The organism is Aeromicrobium marinum DSM 15272, from assembly GCF_000160775.2.
Classification (GTDB): domain Bacteria; phylum Actinomycetota; class Actinomycetes; order Propionibacteriales; family Nocardioidaceae; genus Aeromicrobium; species Aeromicrobium marinum.
This window is the reverse complement of the sequence record NZ_CM001024.1, coordinates 72,883-87,172: the sequence shown is the minus strand read 5'-3', so window position 1 is coordinate 87,172 and position 14,290 is coordinate 72,883. Positions and strand designations below refer to the sequence as shown.

The 14,290-nt window shown below is 73.0% G+C and carries 24 protein-coding genes and 2 pseudogenes; 14 read left to right on the top strand and 12 right to left on the bottom strand.

Annotated features, from left to right (window positions below):
- Nucleotides 1-85: 85 nt before the first annotated feature.
- On the bottom strand, nucleotides 86-220 hold the full coding sequence (locus HMPREF0063_RS17180) for a hypothetical protein (protein ID WP_007076696.1): 135 nt from the start codon (nucleotides 218-220) through the stop codon (nucleotides 86-88).
- Between the two features lie 129 nt (nucleotides 221-349).
- Here HMPREF0063_RS17180 and HMPREF0063_RS00605 point away from each other — a divergent pair, with 129 nt between their 5' ends.
- From HMPREF0063_RS00605 to HMPREF0063_RS00595, 3 genes are read left to right on the top strand one after another with little or no spacing between them, the layout of a single operon-like run.
- Entirely contained in the window at nucleotides 350-961 is a 612-nt protein-coding gene (locus tag HMPREF0063_RS00605) for a flavodoxin family protein (protein WP_007076695.1), read from the top strand.
- A 3-nt stretch (nucleotides 962-964) separates the two neighbouring features.
- Nucleotides 965-1,384, top strand: a complete 420-nt coding sequence (locus tag HMPREF0063_RS00600) for a hypothetical protein (RefSeq protein WP_007076694.1) — start codon at nucleotides 965-967, stop codon at nucleotides 1,382-1,384.
- Entirely contained in the window at nucleotides 1,381-2,379 is a 999-nt protein-coding gene (locus tag HMPREF0063_RS00595) for a DNA topoisomerase IB (RefSeq protein ID WP_040320366.1), read from the top strand. Before HMPREF0063_RS00600 ends, HMPREF0063_RS00595 begins: the two co-directional genes overlap by 4 nt.
- 12 nt (nucleotides 2,380-2,391) lie before the next feature.
- On the opposite strand, the gene HMPREF0063_RS00590 is transcribed toward HMPREF0063_RS00595, so the two are convergent.
- On the bottom strand, nucleotides 2,392-3,081 hold the full coding sequence (locus HMPREF0063_RS00590) for a GAF and ANTAR domain-containing protein (RefSeq protein WP_007076692.1): 690 nt from the start codon (nucleotides 3,079-3,081) through the stop codon (nucleotides 2,392-2,394).
- A gap of 449 nt (nucleotides 3,082-3,530) precedes the next feature.
- On the opposite strand from HMPREF0063_RS00590, the gene HMPREF0063_RS00585 reads away from it, so the two are divergent.
- Nucleotides 3,531-4,199 carry a sigma-70 family RNA polymerase sigma factor gene (locus tag HMPREF0063_RS00585; RefSeq protein WP_169309960.1) on the top strand — a complete coding sequence of 223 codons (669 nt, stop codon included), beginning with the start codon at nucleotides 3,531-3,533 and terminating at the stop codon, nucleotides 4,197-4,199.
- Between the two features lie 75 nt (nucleotides 4,200-4,274).
- Here the strand turns inward: HMPREF0063_RS00585 and HMPREF0063_RS00580 are convergent, their stop codons facing one another.
- From HMPREF0063_RS00580 to HMPREF0063_RS16885, 4 genes and pseudogenes are all read right to left on the bottom strand, one after another.
- A complete protein-coding gene (locus HMPREF0063_RS00580; protein WP_007076690.1) occupies nucleotides 4,275-4,574 on the bottom strand; it encodes a DUF4235 domain-containing protein in 300 nt (99 codons plus the stop codon).
- Complete coding sequence (locus tag HMPREF0063_RS00575) at nucleotides 4,574-4,840, bottom strand: DUF3618 domain-containing protein (protein WP_007076689.1); 267 nt, start codon at nucleotides 4,838-4,840, stop codon at nucleotides 4,574-4,576. Before HMPREF0063_RS00575 ends, HMPREF0063_RS00580 begins: the two co-directional genes overlap by 1 nt.
- Nucleotides 4,837-5,225 (bottom strand): annotated as a pseudogene (locus HMPREF0063_RS17040) (phage holin family protein). Before HMPREF0063_RS17040 ends, HMPREF0063_RS00575 begins: the two are co-directional and overlap by 4 nt.
- Nucleotides 5,218-5,517 carry a hypothetical protein gene (locus HMPREF0063_RS16885; RefSeq protein WP_007076686.1) on the bottom strand — a complete coding sequence of 100 codons (300 nt, stop codon included), beginning with the start codon at nucleotides 5,515-5,517 and terminating at the stop codon, nucleotides 5,218-5,220. The pseudogene HMPREF0063_RS17040 and the gene HMPREF0063_RS16885 overlap by 8 nt, the downstream one beginning before the upstream one ends.
- 181 nt (nucleotides 5,518-5,698) lie before the next feature.
- Here HMPREF0063_RS16885 and HMPREF0063_RS00560 point away from each other — a divergent pair, with 181 nt between their 5' ends.
- Together HMPREF0063_RS00560 and HMPREF0063_RS00555 are read left to right on the top strand one after the other, a co-directional pair.
- Entirely contained in the window at nucleotides 5,699-6,130 is a 432-nt protein-coding gene (locus tag HMPREF0063_RS00560; protein WP_007076685.1) for an SRPBCC family protein, read from the top strand.
- Nucleotides 6,127-6,804, top strand: coding sequence for an alpha/beta hydrolase (locus HMPREF0063_RS00555; RefSeq protein WP_040320000.1), 678 nt, complete (start codon nucleotides 6,127-6,129; stop codon nucleotides 6,802-6,804). The genes HMPREF0063_RS00560 and HMPREF0063_RS00555 overlap by 4 nt, the downstream gene beginning before the upstream one ends.
- Before the next feature lie 3 nt (nucleotides 6,805-6,807).
- Here HMPREF0063_RS00555 and HMPREF0063_RS17280 read toward each other — a convergent pair whose 3' ends face one another.
- On the bottom strand, nucleotides 6,808-6,996 hold the full coding sequence (locus tag HMPREF0063_RS17280; RefSeq protein ID WP_425358315.1) for a Rieske 2Fe-2S domain-containing protein: 189 nt from the start codon (nucleotides 6,994-6,996) through the stop codon (nucleotides 6,808-6,810).
- Between the two features lie 266 nt (nucleotides 6,997-7,262).
- Nucleotides 7,263-8,300, bottom strand: a pseudogene (locus HMPREF0063_RS17035) (NAD(P)/FAD-dependent oxidoreductase); the annotation flags it as partial.
- Between the two features lie 207 nt (nucleotides 8,301-8,507).
- Between HMPREF0063_RS17035 and HMPREF0063_RS00545 the strand changes: the two are divergent.
- A complete protein-coding gene (locus tag HMPREF0063_RS00545; RefSeq protein WP_007076683.1) occupies nucleotides 8,508-8,960 on the top strand; it encodes an SRPBCC family protein in 453 nt (150 codons plus the stop codon).
- 257 nt (nucleotides 8,961-9,217) lie between these two features.
- Here the strand turns inward: HMPREF0063_RS00545 and HMPREF0063_RS00535 are convergent, their stop codons facing one another.
- The 4 genes from HMPREF0063_RS00535 to HMPREF0063_RS00525 all read right to left on the bottom strand — a co-directional run bounded on the left by HMPREF0063_RS00535 (nucleotide 9,218) and on the right by HMPREF0063_RS00525 (nucleotide 10,799).
- Complete coding sequence (locus tag HMPREF0063_RS00535; protein ID WP_007076681.1) at nucleotides 9,218-9,856, bottom strand: RsmD family RNA methyltransferase; 639 nt, start codon at nucleotides 9,854-9,856, stop codon at nucleotides 9,218-9,220.
- Nucleotides 9,853-10,089, bottom strand: coding sequence for a hypothetical protein (locus HMPREF0063_RS16460; protein WP_007076680.1), 237 nt, complete (start codon nucleotides 10,087-10,089; stop codon nucleotides 9,853-9,855). The genes HMPREF0063_RS00535 and HMPREF0063_RS16460 overlap by 4 nt, the downstream gene beginning before the upstream one ends.
- On the bottom strand, nucleotides 10,086-10,226 hold the full coding sequence (locus HMPREF0063_RS16455) for a hypothetical protein (protein ID WP_007076679.1): 141 nt from the start codon (nucleotides 10,224-10,226) through the stop codon (nucleotides 10,086-10,088). The genes HMPREF0063_RS16460 and HMPREF0063_RS16455 overlap by 4 nt, the downstream gene beginning before the upstream one ends.
- Before the next feature lie 75 nt (nucleotides 10,227-10,301).
- A complete protein-coding gene (locus HMPREF0063_RS00525; protein WP_007076678.1) occupies nucleotides 10,302-10,799 on the bottom strand; it encodes a hypothetical protein in 498 nt (165 codons plus the stop codon).
- A 126-nt stretch (nucleotides 10,800-10,925) separates the two neighbouring features.
- Between HMPREF0063_RS00525 and HMPREF0063_RS16450 the strand changes: the two genes are divergently transcribed.
- From HMPREF0063_RS16450 to HMPREF0063_RS00495, 7 genes are read left to right on the top strand one after another with little or no spacing between them, the layout of a single operon-like run.
- On the top strand, nucleotides 10,926-11,066 hold the full coding sequence (locus HMPREF0063_RS16450) for a hypothetical protein (RefSeq protein ID WP_007076677.1): 141 nt from the start codon (nucleotides 10,926-10,928) through the stop codon (nucleotides 11,064-11,066).
- Complete coding sequence (locus tag HMPREF0063_RS00520; protein WP_007076676.1) at nucleotides 11,056-11,325, top strand: DUF7218 family protein; 270 nt, start codon at nucleotides 11,056-11,058, stop codon at nucleotides 11,323-11,325. Before HMPREF0063_RS16450 ends, HMPREF0063_RS00520 begins: the two co-directional genes overlap by 11 nt.
- A 34-nt stretch (nucleotides 11,326-11,359) precedes the next feature.
- On the top strand, nucleotides 11,360-11,575 hold the full coding sequence (locus tag HMPREF0063_RS00515; RefSeq protein WP_007076675.1) for a hypothetical protein: 216 nt from the start codon (nucleotides 11,360-11,362) through the stop codon (nucleotides 11,573-11,575).
- On the top strand, nucleotides 11,572-12,231 hold the full coding sequence (locus HMPREF0063_RS00510) for a cysteine hydrolase family protein (RefSeq protein WP_007076674.1): 660 nt from the start codon (nucleotides 11,572-11,574) through the stop codon (nucleotides 12,229-12,231). Before HMPREF0063_RS00515 ends, HMPREF0063_RS00510 begins: the two co-directional genes overlap by 4 nt.
- On the top strand, nucleotides 12,218-13,174 hold the full coding sequence (locus tag HMPREF0063_RS00505) for an iron-containing redox enzyme family protein (protein WP_007076673.1): 957 nt from the start codon (nucleotides 12,218-12,220) through the stop codon (nucleotides 13,172-13,174). The genes HMPREF0063_RS00510 and HMPREF0063_RS00505 overlap by 14 nt, the downstream gene beginning before the upstream one ends.
- Nucleotides 13,171-13,419: a CDGSH iron-sulfur domain-containing protein gene (locus HMPREF0063_RS00500; protein ID WP_040320362.1), complete on the top strand. Its 249-nt coding sequence runs from the start codon at nucleotides 13,171-13,173 to the stop codon at nucleotides 13,417-13,419. Before HMPREF0063_RS00505 ends, HMPREF0063_RS00500 begins: the two co-directional genes overlap by 4 nt.
- Nucleotides 13,416-14,288 carry an SDR family oxidoreductase gene (locus HMPREF0063_RS00495; protein WP_007076671.1) on the top strand — a complete coding sequence of 291 codons (873 nt, stop codon included), beginning with the start codon at nucleotides 13,416-13,418 and terminating at the stop codon, nucleotides 14,286-14,288. The genes HMPREF0063_RS00500 and HMPREF0063_RS00495 overlap by 4 nt, the downstream gene beginning before the upstream one ends.
- Nucleotides 14,289-14,290 lie beyond the last annotated feature (2 nt).

Below are 14,290 nucleotides of genomic sequence, written 5' to 3'. Positions count from 1 at the left end.
CTTCGTCGCTCAGTCCTGTCGACGGATTGTAGTCCGGAACCGGTCATGCCACAGCGAGTGGTCGGGCGTCAGGTTGCCTGCGCCTCTAGCGGTCCGGGCGTGGCGACGGTGCCGGCTGCTCCGGCACGGTCCGCGGGTCCTCCGCAGGGTTGGGCGGGGTGACCGGATTGGCCTCGGTGTCCGGGTCGGCGGGCGCGTCGGGGTGCGGGTGCGAGTCCATCTCAGCTCCTCGGGGTGGGGTCGGATCACCCGCCCGGTACCCGCCCGGGGCGCGGCCATGCGGGTTTCGCCGGCGGTGCCCCGGGTACCGGGCCGACCTGGACCTGACACCCGACGAAAGGACGTCATCATGGCTCCCTCCCCCACCGCCCTCGTGCTCAACTGCACCCTGAAGCCGTCGCCCGAGCCCTCGAGCACCGACCTGCTGGCCCAGCAGTTCCTGGACGCCCTGTCCGACCACGGCGTGTCCGGCGAAGCGGTCCGGGTCGTCGACCACTCCGTCGCGCCGGGTGTCGAGACCGACATGGGCGACGGCGACGACTGGCCGGCCCTGCACGACCAGGTGCTGGCCGCCGACATCCTGGTCGTGACGACCCCGATCTGGCTGGGCCACCCGTCGAGCGTCGCCCAGCGGGTGCTGGAGCGCCTGGACGCGATGATCTCCGAGGAGCGCGACGACGGGAACCCGGTGGCCTTCGGCCGCGTGGCGCTGGTGGGGGTCGTCGGCAACGAGGACGGCGCGCACAAGGTGACGTCCGACCTCTACCAGGGGCTCAACGACATCGGCTTCACGATCGCCGCCCAGGGCGGCACCTACTGGGTCGGGGAGGCGATGCAGGGCACCGACTACCGCGACCTGGACGAGACGCCGGACCCCACCGCGACCGCCCTGCGGACCGCCGTGGCGAACGCGGTGCACCTGTCCGGGCTCCTGCGTGAGCAGCCCTACCCGGCGTCCTGACCCGTGGACACCGTCGACCCCGTCCTGCGCGCACCCATGCCGTCGCCCGAGCCGGGGGCGGCGGTCGAGCGTGCCCTGCAGCACGGGGTCGTCGGTCTGGCCGGCGGTCCCGACGAGGCGACCACGCGCCGGGTCGAGCGGTTCGCCGGTCACCCGGTCGGCACGTTCGTGTGGACCCGGGACGTCGAGGGCGCCCTGTACCTGGGCCGCGTCACCGGTGACCTGCGCGACGACCCGGCAGGGTCCGAGGTCATGCTCGACCACGTGCGTGACTGCGACTGGCTCCCCCAGCCCGTTCCGGATCCCGACGTGCCCGCCGCGGTCCGGCAGACCTTCGCCCGCGGAGGCCGCAACCTGCAACAGATCCATCCCGGTGACGTCGAGCGGCTGACCGCCGACCTGTGGCAGCGGCTCGCCCGGTGACGCGCCTGCGCCGGGTCTCCCCCGCCGACCGGGGGTGGCGGCGGGTCGCCCGCGGTCGCGGCTTCTCCTACCTCGACGGCGACCGCCTGCTCGACGGCCCGGACCGCGACCGGTGCGTACAGCTGGTCATCCCACCCGCATGGACCGACGTGTGGATCTGTCCGCACGACAACGGCCACCTGCAGGCCGTGGGCACCGACGCGGCCGGACGACGCCAGTACCTGTACCACCCGTCCTGGCGCGAGCGACGCGACCGGGAGAAGTACCTCCACATGCTGGAGTTCGCCGAGCGTCTGCCCCGGGCGCGGGCCCGGGTGCGCAAGGACGCGCGGGAGGGCGACGGGCTGCAGCAGGCGTGCGCCCTGGCGTTCTCGATGCTCGACGTGGGCGCGTTCCGGATCGGCTCGGACCGGTACACCGAGGAGAACGGCAGCCACGGGCTGCTCACCCTCGAGCGCCGACACGTCCGGCTCCGCGACGGCGACCTGCACGTGTCCTACGTGGGCAAATCGGGCCAGGAACAGTCCGTCGTGATCGTCGACCCGGGTGTGCTCTACGGCATCACCCGACTGCGGGCGCGCCGGGCCGCGCCCGACGCCAAGCTGCTGGCCCACAAGACCGGCGGCCGGTGGTGCGACCTCACCACCGAGCAGTTCTCCGCGTACCTGAAGGACGTCGTCGCCGACGACGCCACGGCGAAGGACTTCCGCACGTGGCGCGCCAACGTGTTCGCCGCGGCCGCCTTCGCGGTGACCGACGCGACGACCCCGGCCGCCCGCCGCCGGGCGGTCGCCGGCGTCATGCGGCAGGTGGCCGACGGGCTGGGCAACACCCCGGCCGTCGCGCGCTCGGGCTACGTGGACCCCCGCCTCGTCGACCTGTTCGAGGAGGGCACCACGGTCGGCCGCGAGCTCGCGGCCCGCTGGCCGCCCCGGGCCGGCGCAGCCACCCGTCCCGCACTCGAACGCGCCGTGCACGACCTGCTGGCCGAGTGAGGCGCGGGCGACCTACTCGGGGCGCGCGTTGGCGTCGCGCTGCTGGACGATCGCCTCGGCCACGGCCACCAGGCGCAGGTTCTCGTCCTGCGAGATCCGCTTGAGGAACGAGAACGCCGCCTCGGCGTCGATGTCGAACTTCTGCATGAGGATGCCTTGCGCCTGGCCGATCACGGTCCGGCTCTCCAGCGCGTCGGTCAGCCCCTGCTCACGGTCCGACCAGGCCAGCGCGGCCGTGGCGTGTGCGGCGAGCATCTCGGCCACCTCGGAGTCCCGCACCGAGAAGGCGTCGAGGCCCCGGTCGTAGATGTTGAGCGAACCGTAGCCGCGGGTCCGGGTCGCCAGGCGCACCCCGAGCGCGCTGCGGATGCCCAGGTCCGTCGCCGCCGGACCCCAGCGAGGCCAGCGGGGGTCGCGCGCGGTGTCACCGGTCCGGTAGGTCGCCTTGCCCTCGATCGCGTCGAGGCAGGGACCCTCCCCGAGCTCGGTCTGCAGCATGTGCGCCTGGTGCACGACCGCCGACGTCGACGCCGGTGTGTCGAAGCGTCGTCGTGAGTGCATGATCAGCACGCCGGCGTCGTCGGCTCTCAGCATCTCGCAGGCGTAGCCGCTGATCATCTCGATGACGGCGGCCGGGGTGCGGTGCTGTTCGAGGTCGGCTGCCATCGCCGCGAGGCGCTGGTGGATGGCGTCGGAACTCATGGGTCGGGCGTACCCCTGCTCCGCGCGGACAAACCCGTGCAGGAATACCCGGCTGCCGGGGGTTACGACTCCTGACCGCGGGTACGCCCCGAGCGAGGGTGGTGACGGTGCACCGTGTCCACCCTCGGAGACGCTCAGGCGTCGGGGCGGTCGGTTGAAGAAACAGCCGGCCGCCTTTTCCACGGACCCGGTCCTGATGCCTGATGGCCCGGGAGAACCAGTCCACATGGCCCGCCCGGGCCACCCCGGGGCTTGCCAAATGACCGGGCACCTGCCACGGTGAAAGGGATTCGTTCGGTTAGGACGTAGCCGGATCGACGCACTCGACCCAGGGGTCAGTTGTGGAATCCATCACGTCAGCCATCCCATCTTCGGAGGAAACTTCCCTCCTCCTCACCCGCGCCGCCGATGCAGAACCGGCGGAACGCGCCCAGCTCGAGGACGACGTGGTGCGGAGCCATCTGGGCTTCGCCAACTCGCTCGCCTCCCGGTACCGCAACCGCGGCCTGGAGCTCGACGACCTGCGCCAGGTCGCCAACCTGGCCCTGGTCAAGGCCGTTCGCCGGTTCCGGGCCGACCGGGGCGACTTCGCCTCGTTCGCCGCCGTCACGATCTCCGGCGAGCTGAAGCGGCACTTCCGTGACCACGGCTGGACGATCCGTCCGCCGCGGTCCATCCAGCAGCTGCAGGTCGACCTCCGCAAGGCCAAGGAGGAGGCTGCTCACGAGTCGTCGGTGGAGCCGACCCTCGACGAGCTGGCCGCACGCCTGCACGTGCCGCGCGAGGCCGTGGCCGAGGCGAGCGCCGCCAACGGCTGCTTCCGCACCACGTCGCTCGACGAGCCGCGGGGCGCGAGCGAGGCTCCGCTGGCCGACCGGCTGGCCGCGGTCGGCGACGACATGGAGTTCGTCGAGGAGTGGTGCGACTTCACTCCCGCGTGGGAGGGACTCACCGACGAGGACAAGGAGCTGATCAAGCTCCGGTTCTTCGAGGGACTCACCCAGCGCGAGATCGGTGAGGCCGTGGGCGTCAGCCAGATGCAGATCTCGCGGCGGCTCAGTCGGGTGCTGCAGTCGTTGCGCACGTCGATGGGGGTCGACCGCCGGCAGGCGGTCTGATCCCCGGACCGGCACGCCGGGGTCCGCGCAGATCGAGCGGGCCCCGGCGCTCCGGCCCCGTGACGGGGCGCGGTCTCAGGACCCCGGCCACTCACCGGTGACTCGCTGGAAGGCCCTCGCCCCGCCCCGCTGGGTCGCCGCCTTCACCACGGCGTAGATCGCGCCCTGGATCAGGGCAGCCGGCAGGATCTGCCGCAGTCCGTACTCGCTCTCCAACGGCTGGGGCGCCTCGCCGTCACTGCCGCTGACGGTGCGTCCCCACACGGCACGGAAGACCGCGGAGGCGATCAGGCCTGCGGTGATCGAGCTCACCAGCCCGACCGGCCGGTACAGGATCTTCGCCGAGGTGCTGGGGCGCGCTCCTGCGCGGCCCATCAGAGCCGCTTCCAGGCGACCCAGGCGACCCCCGCCGCGACGGACGCCACGGCGACCTCGGGGGCGTGGGCGATCAGCGACCGTCGGGCGCGGTCCGCCGACGAGGCCACCTGGTGGCCGACCTCGTGCGCCGAATCGGTGACCTGTCGCTTGACGTCGAGGCGCTCACCCAGCTCGTGCACGGTGGCGCCGAGCTGCTCGCGCGTGTGGGACAGCTCCTCGGCAAGGTCCGCCGTGTCGGCGTGTCGACCTGTGGTGCTGGTCATGACGATCCTCCTCTGACTGCGGCGACGTCGAGTCGCACGTTCTCTGCGGTCTGCTTCGGTGGTCCGACCCGTCCGAGCTGGGCCCGGCCCGCCAGCGTGGCCAGGGCCGCGGTCAGCAGGTGGGCACCGCCCACGACGAGCGCTGCCGCCCACACGTCCATGACCAGGGCGAGTCCCGCCACGGCCGCGCCGGTGAGCGTCAGCAACGCCAGCACCACGAAGAGTCCGGCGCCCCGAGAAGACCGGCGCCGGATCCTGCGTGTCGTGCGCTGTCCTTGATCTCGGCGGTGGCCAGCCGGATCTCGTCGCGGACGAGATGGCTCGCCTGCTCCGCCGCCTGGTCGACCAGCTCGCCGACGGACTGCTGCTCCGTCCGGTCAGACACCGGTCGCACCACCCGGCACGCCCTTCGCCGGCGCCGGCTCGGCCGAGCGGGCACCGTCGGTGTCGTCGGACCGGCCGGTCACCTCGGCGCCCGCCTGCTGGGCGGATTCCTTGAGGTCGTCGACGACGTCCGACGCGGCGGACCGGGCGTCCTGGGCCGCCTGCTGCACCGTGGGGTCGTTGCGCAGACCCTCGACGCGGCTCATGATCTGCTCGTACCGCTCGCGGCCGGCGCGCGCGCCGAGCACGTAGCCGGCGCCACCGGCAGCGAGCAGGAGTGTCTTCCTGAACATGCGTTCCCCCTCGGGGTCGGGAGTGGGCCGGAGTCCCGGACCACCTGTCCGGCAGTCCTTACCCAGCCGGCAGGGCGGGAAACGAGGCGCGTGGCCGAGAGGGCCGGTGTTTCGTTCCGTGGACGGCGGGAACCTCGCGGGTGTCGGACTCATGCCGGCACCACGACCACGAGGAGGAGCCATGCCCGAGATCAGCCGCACCGTCACGGTCGACCAGCCCCTGGAGCGGGTGTGGACGTTCCTGACCGACTTCACCACCACCGAGGAGTGGGACCCGCCGACCGTCTCGACCGAGCGGATCAGCGGCGACGGGACCGAGGGCACGGTGTACCGCAACGTGTCCAAGGTGCTGGGCCACGAGACCGAGGTGGAGTACACCGTGCTGACCTTCGCGCCGATGCGCGAGTTCGTGCTCGAGGGGCGCACCACCGGCCTGGAGCTGCTGGACACCCTGGAGTTCGAGGGGGACGACCGGCGGACCACCGTGACGTACACGGCCGAGTTCAGCCCCCAGGGTGCCGCCAAGCTCGCCGAGCCGCTCATGCCGGTCGCGCTGAAGAAGATCGGTGACGATGCGGCCGAGAGCATGGAGCGTACGCTCGAGTCGTTGTGACGTCCTCCTCCCGCCTCGTGGCGACCCACGTGCCCGACCGGCCGGAGGGCTCCGTCCTGGTGCTCCACGGTGGCGGCTCCCGAGGCCCCGACGCGACCGTGTCGCGGCGGCAGCTGTCGGTCCTGCGGATGGTCCCGCTGGCCCGGCACCTCGCCCACGCGGAGCCGTCACGTCTAGCGGTCTTCCGGCTGCTCAACTCGGCCCGCGGGTGGAGCGGTCCGCCCACGCCGGTGGACGACGCCCTCCGTGCCGTGGAGGAGGTCGGTCGACGTGTCGGACCCGACCTGCCGGTCGGGCTGGTCGGTCATTCCCTCGGCGGCAGGGCCGCACTGCTGGCCGGCGGTGCAGCGCCGGTCACGAGCGTCGTCGCCCTCAACCCCTGGGTCATGGCCGACGACAGTCGAGCCGACCTCGCCGGCCGTCAAGTCCTGGTGGTGCACGGGGGTCAGGACCGGGTGGCGTCGCCCTCCCGATCGCTCGGGGTGGCCGACCGGATCGGACGCCGGACCCGCTGCTCCTACGTCCGCGTCGAGGAGGGTGGGCACGCGATGGTGCGCCACCACCGGACGTTCACCGGACTGGCCACGGAGTTCACCCGCTCGGTCCTGCTCGACGCCCAGGTGTCCGACCTGGTGACGGCACTGGCCCGCGGAGGCGGCCGGATCCGGCTCTGAGCCTCAGCGGTCGCGATCGACCGGGACGAGCGGTGAGGTCGCCGGCCCCTCGAGCAGCTCGCCGTCTGGGGCGAACCGCGACCCGTGCAGCGGGCAGTCCCACGACCTTTCGGCGTCGTTCCATCGCAGGATCCCGCCCAGGTGGGGGCAGACCCCCGAGACCGAGCGCGTGCGTCCGTCGACCGTGGACACCGCCACGGCGGGCCCCGACCGCACCGGCCGACCGCGCCCTGACCTTCGGGCGGTGAGTCCGGAGCCGAGCCCGTGACGGTCCCCAGCCACCCGGCGGACATCCGCGTGCCGACCTCGGCGTTGTGCAGCACCGCTGCGGCGGTGGACCTGAGCTCGACGACCCGACCGCGGCCGCGGCTCGACGGAACGTCGGCCCCGCCGAGGATCCGCTCGGTGAGGGCCAGGGCGCTGGCGACGCCGTTGGTCATGCCCCACTTGTCGAACCCGGTCGCCGCGAGGACCCGCCCGTCGCCGAGGGGCAGTGCTCCGGCGAACGGCAGCTGGTCGACGGGCGCGTAGTCCTGGGCCGACCACCAGTGGGTCTCGCGCGCACCCGGGAAGTGCGTGGCGGTCCACTCGCGCAGCTCGTCCAGGTGACGCAGGGGCGAACGGCTGCGACCGACCCCGTGCCCGGCGCCGCCGACGACCAGACGGGTCGAACCGTCGCCCCGCGGAGCGGTCCGCAGCGACCGCGACGGCGCGTCGGCCGACAGGAACATCCCGTCCGGCGGATCGGTCACCCCCTCGAAGGCGATGCAGTAGGAGCGCACCGGCTCGGCGGTCGCGAAGTGCAGGCCACGGTCGAGCACCGGCACCCCGGTGGCGAGCACGACGTTCCCGGCCTTGACGGTGGCGACGTCGCACGTGATGACGCACGGGTCCCCTGCGTCGACCCCGGTGACCCGGACCCCCTCGTGGACCATTCCTCCGCGCCCGCGGAGGTCCTCGGCGAGTGCCGCGAGCACGTCCATCGGGTCGAACTGCGTCTGGGCATCGAGCGCGACGGCGCCGTGGGTCTCGAACGGCACACCCGGCTCGTCCTCCCACCGCACGTCGAGTCCGGCGGCCGCAGCCACCTCCATCTCCCGCCGCACCACGGGGGTCCCGTCCTCGGTCCCGGCGTAGGTGAACGCGGTGCGGTGCTGGAGCGGGACGCCGTGGTCCTCGCAGTACCTCGTCAGCCACTGCTGGCCCTCGACGTTGTCCGCGACGTAGGCGCGCACGACCTCGGGACCGTGGTGGCGGTCGATCGCCGACAGCTTGGTGCCCTGCAGGACGCTGAGCTTCGCCGTCGTGTTGCCGGTCGCGACGGCCCCGACCTCGCGGGCCTCCAGCACGCCCACCCGGCGGCCCGCGCGGGCCAGCAGCAGGGCCGTGGTGAGGCCCGTCAGTCCGGCACCCACCACCACGTCGTCGTACTCCTCCTCGGCGGGCAGGGGGTCGGTGGGGATCGCGGGCGATCCGTCACGCCAGATCGAGACCATGGGAGCTCCTCGGGGTAAGGACCGGTGGTACAGGCGTCGGCGGGTCGGTCAGCCCCCCACAGGAAACTCCCACCGACGCCTGCCACCCCGGACTACCCCAGCAGTGCCGACCCGAAACGGTGCCCGCCGACCGGCGGTGCGCGCGATTCACCCGGGCGGCCGCGGGTACTGCACCGGGCAAGCAACCACCACGAGAGGAGACACCGGATGAGCACCATCACGGCCACCTGCGAGGTCGCGACCGACGTGACCAGCACCTACAACCAGTGGACGCAGTTCGAGGACTTCCCGCAGTTCATGGAGGGCGTCGACGAGGTCACCCAGAAGGACGACACCCACCTGCACTGGAAGATCAGCATCGGCCCGTCCAGCCGCGAGTTCGACGCCACCGTGACCGAGCAGCACCCGGACGAGCGCATCGCCTGGAAGTCCGACTCCGGCCCGGAGCACGCGGGCCAGATCAGCTTCCGTGCGTTGCCGGACGGCGGCACGGAGGTGACCGCCCGGATGGAGATCGACCCCGAGGGGTTCGTCGAGAACGTGGCGGACAAGACCGGCATCCTGACCCGCCGGGTCGAGGGCGACCTGGGACGGTTCAAGGAGTTCATCGAGAACCGGCACGGGATCGAGACCGGCGCATGGCGCGGGGACGTCTCTTGATCCAGACGCGTGACCACCGCCCGGGACCGGACGACCTCCGGTCCCGGGCGGCCCTGCCGTTGCACCACGACCTCGACGACCCGCCGCCGCCCTGCCGTTGGTGTCCGGGCTGGTTCGAGGAGATCGTGCCCGGCCCCGACGGACGTCTCCTCCGCCGCGAGTGGCACCGCCCGACGTGCCCGACCTACCTCGACCGGCGGTGAGCCGGACGCGGAGCCGCTCCGCCTGATCGTGCGCGACGACGACCTGCCGGAGCGTCAGGCCGGCCGGCGGGTCAGTCCGACGAGCGCCCCGCGGTTGAACTCCCTGACCTCGCAGATGCTGAGGCCGGTGTCGAGACCCTCCACGGCCTCCCGCACGGCGGGCACCTGGGTGGGCCCGACCTGGAGCACCGCCAGACCGGAGGTGACCAGATGGGCACCGATCACTTCCAGCGCCGCTCGCACCAGCTGCAGCCCGTCGGCGCCCCCGTCGATGCAGAGTCGGGGGTCGGCCGGGTACTGGTGCACGAGCTCGGCGTCGACCCACGGCGGATCGGCCAGGATCAGGGGGAACGCCTCGTCCGGGGCCAGCGCGGACTCCACGGGGGCGCACCGCACCTCCACCAGGTCGGACAGGCCGGCCGTCTCGGCGTTCAGGTGGGCGAACTGCGCGGCCCACCGGTCGATCTCGACCTGGACGAGGATCCGTCCTCGTCGGCGTGCCGCGGCCAGACCGATGTGGCCGACCCCGGCGAACAGCTCGAGCATCGGGCCGGGCGGCACCTCGGCCGCCGCCTCGGCGACCCACTCCGCCTGTGCGATCGTCCACGGGCGGGGCTCCAGCACGTGCTGGTCGTAGGCGATCTCGAGGCCGTCGAACAGCATCGTCCGCGGGTCGGCGGGCTGGACGCTCATGCGTGTCCGGGGCCGTCCGGCCCGGTCGACCGTGCCTTGGCCGTCGCGACCGTCAGGCCGACGGTCGCCGGCGCACAGGCGATCGCGACGGCCAGTCCCAGGTATCCCCAGCCGGCCGCGACATCGCCCCACCGCGCGAGCGCGATGAGGCCCAGGCCGATCAGCCAGGCCAGGCCCAGCGGGACGTAGGCCAGGCCGAGCCGGCGGGGCGTCCGGGGTTCCGGCTGGTTCACTCCGGACCGTCCGGGGCAGGAGCGGTGTCGGGGTCGGCGTCCGGGACGACCGGAGCACCTCCGGGATCCGACGAGGGGGTGATGTCCGGGTCGCCATCGGGTCCGGGCTCGATGACGGGTTCAGGCGCGATGGTCATGTGCTCTCCTTGCTCGGTCGTTCCCGGGTGCATACCCCGGGGTCGTCCGCCCAAACGTGACGTCGCACGCGGACGTCATTCCTCCGACAGCGCCCTCGGTGCCACCAGACGGTGCAGGCGCTGCAGCTCCTCGAGCTGGGCGTGGCTCTGGTCGATCAGCTCCCGCAGGCGGACGGCGTCGAGCTGCGGGAACCGGTCGGCCGCCTCGAGCAGGGCCTCCCACCCCGCGGTCTTGCCGGCCACCGCGTCCCGCAACGTCTCGAGCTCGATGAGGTCGGCCATCGCGGTGCGCTTGACCAGGTGCCCGTTCGGCTTCAGCTGCCCCACCTTCGTCCCGAACCGGGCGACCAGGCTCAGCACCCCGTGCGGTGACGCGCCGAGGTCGGCCGCCACCTGCTGCATCTCGCGACGCTCGGCCACCACCTGGTCCCGCAGGACGGCCAGGGCCTCCCGCACCTGCGGGTCGGTCTGGGATCCGGCGCTGCGCCGGAACAGCTCCACCCCGGCGGCGGCACCGTGCAGGTGGGTGCGCACGTAGGAGTGCACGTTCGGGCGGGAGAGGGGGTTGCGCATGGTGGCTCCTCGGGTCGGTGGTGCAGCCCCCGTACCCCGTCCCGACACGTTTGGACAGGGGCGGCACGGGTACCGCAGGCATCGCCGACCACGCGTCGGCGTCACCGAGCGAAGAGGAGCTGACCGATGACCCAGTCACCGCCCGAACCGTCGCCGATCGATCCCGACCCCGAGGAGCGTCCCGACCTCTCCCCGGACGAGCCGCAGCCCCCGGGCCGCGGCGACACGCCCCCGGAGCCGACCGACGGAGGCTCCCATGCCCGCTGATCCCGACAACCCCCAGCTGAAGAAACCCGACATGTACGAGTCGCTGCGCGACGACGGCGCGTCGAAGGAGAAAGCCGCGCGCATCTCCAACGCGGCCGCCCGTGACGGCGAGCAGCAGGTCGGTCGGCGCGGCGGTTCGTCGCCCTCGTACGAGGAGTGGACCGTGCCGCAGCTGAAGGACCGGGCCAAGGAGCTCGACCTGCACGGCTACTCGGACATGACCAAGGACGAGCTGATCGACCTGCTCCGCGACCACTGACCGCGAGCACGCACCCAGCCCCAAGGAGGCCCCCATGACGTCCACACCCGACCACCGGCGCGACGCCGAGACCGACCCCTCGCTCGACGACGGGACGTCCGCGGACTGGACGTCCGAGGGCGGAGCCACCCCCGAGGGGCCGGCCACCGAGGAGCCGGCCGGCACCCCGGACGACGACGGCTTCGACGTCGACGGAGGTGGCGACTCCCAGGACGCGCAGGGCGACGACCCTGCCAGCGGCGGGTCATGAAGCACCCGCCCGGAGCCCTGGTGGTCGTCGATCTCCAGCAGGACTACTTCCGCGCCCCCAGTCTGTCGCGTCTGCGGCCCCGGCTGGTGCAGCGCGTGCGCAGGGCGGCCGAGGCGGCCCGCGCGGCCGGTGCGCCGGTCATCGAGGTCCGTACCGAGAACGCCCGCCACCCCTCGACGTGGGCCCTCAACATGCGCGAGGACGGACAGCCTGTCGCGCTCGCCGGCAGCGACGGCGCCGCCCCCCTGCCCGAGCTCGACCTGCGTCCGGACCACGTGGTGGTGAAGACGCGCGACAGCGCCTACCACCACACGACGCTGGGCCTCGTCCTGGACTCCCACCACAACGACGCCTACGCCCTGTGCGGCGTCACCACCGAGTCGTGCATCGCCGCAACGGCGACCGACGGCTACGCCCACGACCACCGGGTCTCGATCCTGGTGGACTGCGTCGCCAGCGACGTCCCCGCTCAGCTCGAGCCCACGTTGGAGCGGCTCTCCCGGCTCTACCGGCAGGAGGGCGTCCGCGCGGACCGGGTGCAGTTCCGGCCACCGCAGGCCCGGCCGACCCCCGTCACCGACTGCCGAGGAGCCACGCTCCACACCGGCCTCCCGCCCACCGATCGTCTGGAGGACGAACCCTGTGCGCCTACCTGATCCCTGCGGCCGACTGACCGGCCACCTGTTCCCGTCGCTGCGCAGCGACGGGCGCGAGACGGCGGTGCCGGTCACCGTCGAGCCGGACTCCACCCACGACGAGCAGCTCGCGCTGTGGGTGCTCTACGAGCTGCACTACCGCGGCTTCGACGACGTGTCGGCCGAGCTCGAGTGGGAGCCGTGGGTGCTCACCGTCCGCCAGCAGCTCGAGGCGTCGTTCGAGCAGCGCCTGCGGTCCACCTGCGTCGTGCCGGACGGCCTCGACCCGGCCGCACCGGTCGGCGAGACGCTGTTCGCCCTGGTCGACGCCCACCCCGGCACGTCCGTGGCCGCCCACGTCGGCGGCCGCGCCGATCTGGCCACCGTCGAGGACCTGCTCCGGCAGCGGTCGCTGTACCACCTCAAGGAGTCCGACCCGGTCGCGTGGTCGGTGCCGCGGCTGCCTCCCGCCGCGCAGGCGCGGCTCATGGAGCTGCAGTTCGACGAGTACGGCGCGGGTGATCCCGACCGTCTCCATGCCTCGCTGTTCGCCCGCGGCCTGCGCCAGGCCGGCCTCGACGACGCGTACGGTGCCTACGTCGGCGAGACGACCGTCGAGGCGCTGGAGCAGAACAACGCGATGTCGCTCTTCGGCCTGCACCGCCGGCACCTCGGGGCGGCGATGGGGCACCTCGCCGCCTTCGAGGCGAGCAGCTCGCTGCCGTCCCGGCGGATGGCCAAGGGGCTGCGCCGGGTGGGCATCACCGGCGACCTGGCGGCGTACTACGACGAGCACGTCGAGGCCGACGCGGTGCACGAGCAGCTCGCCGCCCGTGGGATCTGCGGGGCACTCGTCGCCGAGCAGCCGGAGCTCGCACCCGACGTGCTCTGGGGCGCCCAGGTGTGTCTCGACCTCGAGCACCGGTTCGCCGAGGCGATGCTGTCACGGTGGGCCGCGGCATGAGCGCGTCCACGAGGGGTCCCGGACGGGCCGACGTCGTGGTGTGTCCCGACGGCCCGCTGCTGATCCGCGGCGACCACGTCGTGCAGGCCGCCGACGGCAGCCTGCACGAGACGACCCGACCCGTGAGCGCGGTCTGCCGGTGCGGCACGTCGTCGATCGCGCCGTGGTGCGACGGGTCCCACCGTCTGCTCGACCGCGCCACGGGCCCCGCCCCGACCACCCCGACCAGCAAGGAGGCCCCATGAACGACAGCTCCGACGACGCCGCGTTCCCCGCGCAACGGCAGGACCCGCCCGGCGTCACCGACGAGATGAGGCCCCAGCCGGACCACGGTGAGTCCTCCTACCGGGGCCACGACCGCCTGGCCGGCAAGGTCGCGCTGATCACCGGCGGCGACTCCGGCATCGGGCGCGCCGTCGCGATCGCCTACGCCCGCGAGGGGGCCGACGTCGCGTTCACCCACCTGCCGGGCGAGGAGCGCGACGCCGAGTCCACCTCGGCCCTGGTCGAGTCGGCCGGCCGGCGGGTGCTCGCCATCGAGGCGGACCTGCGCGACTCCTCGGCCTGCCGCGCCGCGGTGCTGGACACCGTGGAGCGCCTGGGCACCATCGACATCCTGGTCAACAACGCCGGCCACCAGATGGCCCGCGACGCCGGCATCGAGGACATGGACGACGAGCGGATCGACCGCACGATCCGCACCAACCTGCACGCCCTGCTGTACCTCGTGCGCTCGGCGCTGCCGCACCTGCGAGGCAGCCGCGGCTGCATCATCAACAACACGTCGATCCAGGCCTACGAACCCTCGACGTCGTTGCTCGACTACGCCGCCACCAAGGCGGCCATCAACAACCTGACCGTCAACCTCGCGGCCGACCTGGGGCCCGAGGGCATCCGGGTCAACGCCGTGGCCCCCGGCCCGATCTGGACCCCGCTGCAGCCCGCCACCCAGCCGGAGGAGAAGCTCGCGAACTTCGGGCGCGACACGCCGCTCGGCCGGGCCGGGCAGCCGGCGGAGGTCGCCCCCGCGTTCGTGTTCCTCGCCGACGAGGCCAGCGCCGGCTACGTGTCCGGCACCGTGCTGGGCGTCACCGGCGGCAAGCCCGTCTTCTGACC

What these genes read in the sequence shown, in the direction of transcription:
- HMPREF0063_RS00495 (WP_007076671.1), top strand. Translation starts at nt 13,416, where the DNA reads ATGAACGACAGCTCCGACGACGCCGCGTTCCCCGCGCAACGGCAGGAC.
- HMPREF0063_RS00535 (WP_007076681.1), bottom strand. Translation starts at nt 9,856, where the DNA reads ATGAGCGTCCAGCCCGCCGACCCGCGGACGATGCTGTTCGACGGCCTC.
- HMPREF0063_RS00515 (WP_007076675.1), top strand. Translation starts at nt 11,360, where the DNA reads ATGACGTCCACACCCGACCACCGGCGCGACGCCGAGACCGACCCCTCG.
- HMPREF0063_RS16455 (WP_007076679.1), bottom strand. Translation starts at nt 10,226, where the DNA reads ATGACCATCGCGCCTGAACCCGTCATCGAGCCCGGACCCGATGGCGAC.
- HMPREF0063_RS00500 (WP_040320362.1), top strand. Translation starts at nt 13,171, where the DNA reads ATGAGCGCGTCCACGAGGGGTCCCGGACGGGCCGACGTCGTGGTGTGT.
- HMPREF0063_RS00580 (WP_007076690.1), bottom strand. Translation starts at nt 4,574, where the DNA reads ATGGGCCGCGCAGGAGCGCGCCCCAGCACCTCGGCGAAGATCCTGTAC.
- HMPREF0063_RS00590 (WP_007076692.1), bottom strand. Translation starts at nt 3,081, where the DNA reads ATGAGTTCCGACGCCATCCACCAGCGCCTCGCGGCGATGGCAGCCGAC.
- HMPREF0063_RS00525 (WP_007076678.1), bottom strand. Translation starts at nt 10,799, where the DNA reads ATGCGCAACCCCCTCTCCCGCCCGAACGTGCACTCCTACGTGCGCACC.
- HMPREF0063_RS00510 (WP_007076674.1), top strand. Translation starts at nt 11,572, where the DNA reads ATGAAGCACCCGCCCGGAGCCCTGGTGGTCGTCGATCTCCAGCAGGAC.
- HMPREF0063_RS00560 (WP_007076685.1), top strand. Translation starts at nt 5,699, where the DNA reads ATGCCCGAGATCAGCCGCACCGTCACGGTCGACCAGCCCCTGGAGCGG.
- HMPREF0063_RS16885 (WP_007076686.1), bottom strand. Translation starts at nt 5,517, where the DNA reads ATGTTCAGGAAGACACTCCTGCTCGCTGCCGGTGGCGCCGGCTACGTG.
- HMPREF0063_RS00575 (WP_007076689.1), bottom strand. Translation starts at nt 4,840, where the DNA reads ATGACCAGCACCACAGGTCGACACGCCGACACGGCGGACCTTGCCGAG.
- HMPREF0063_RS00520 (WP_007076676.1), top strand. Translation starts at nt 11,056, where the DNA reads ATGCCCGCTGATCCCGACAACCCCCAGCTGAAGAAACCCGACATGTAC.
- HMPREF0063_RS17180 (WP_007076696.1), bottom strand. Translation starts at nt 220, where the DNA reads ATGGACTCGCACCCGCACCCCGACGCGCCCGCCGACCCGGACACCGAG.
- HMPREF0063_RS16450 (WP_007076677.1), top strand. Translation starts at nt 10,926, where the DNA reads ATGACCCAGTCACCGCCCGAACCGTCGCCGATCGATCCCGACCCCGAG.
- HMPREF0063_RS00545 (WP_007076683.1), top strand. Translation starts at nt 8,508, where the DNA reads ATGAGCACCATCACGGCCACCTGCGAGGTCGCGACCGACGTGACCAGC.
- HMPREF0063_RS00605 (WP_007076695.1), top strand. Translation starts at nt 350, where the DNA reads ATGGCTCCCTCCCCCACCGCCCTCGTGCTCAACTGCACCCTGAAGCCG.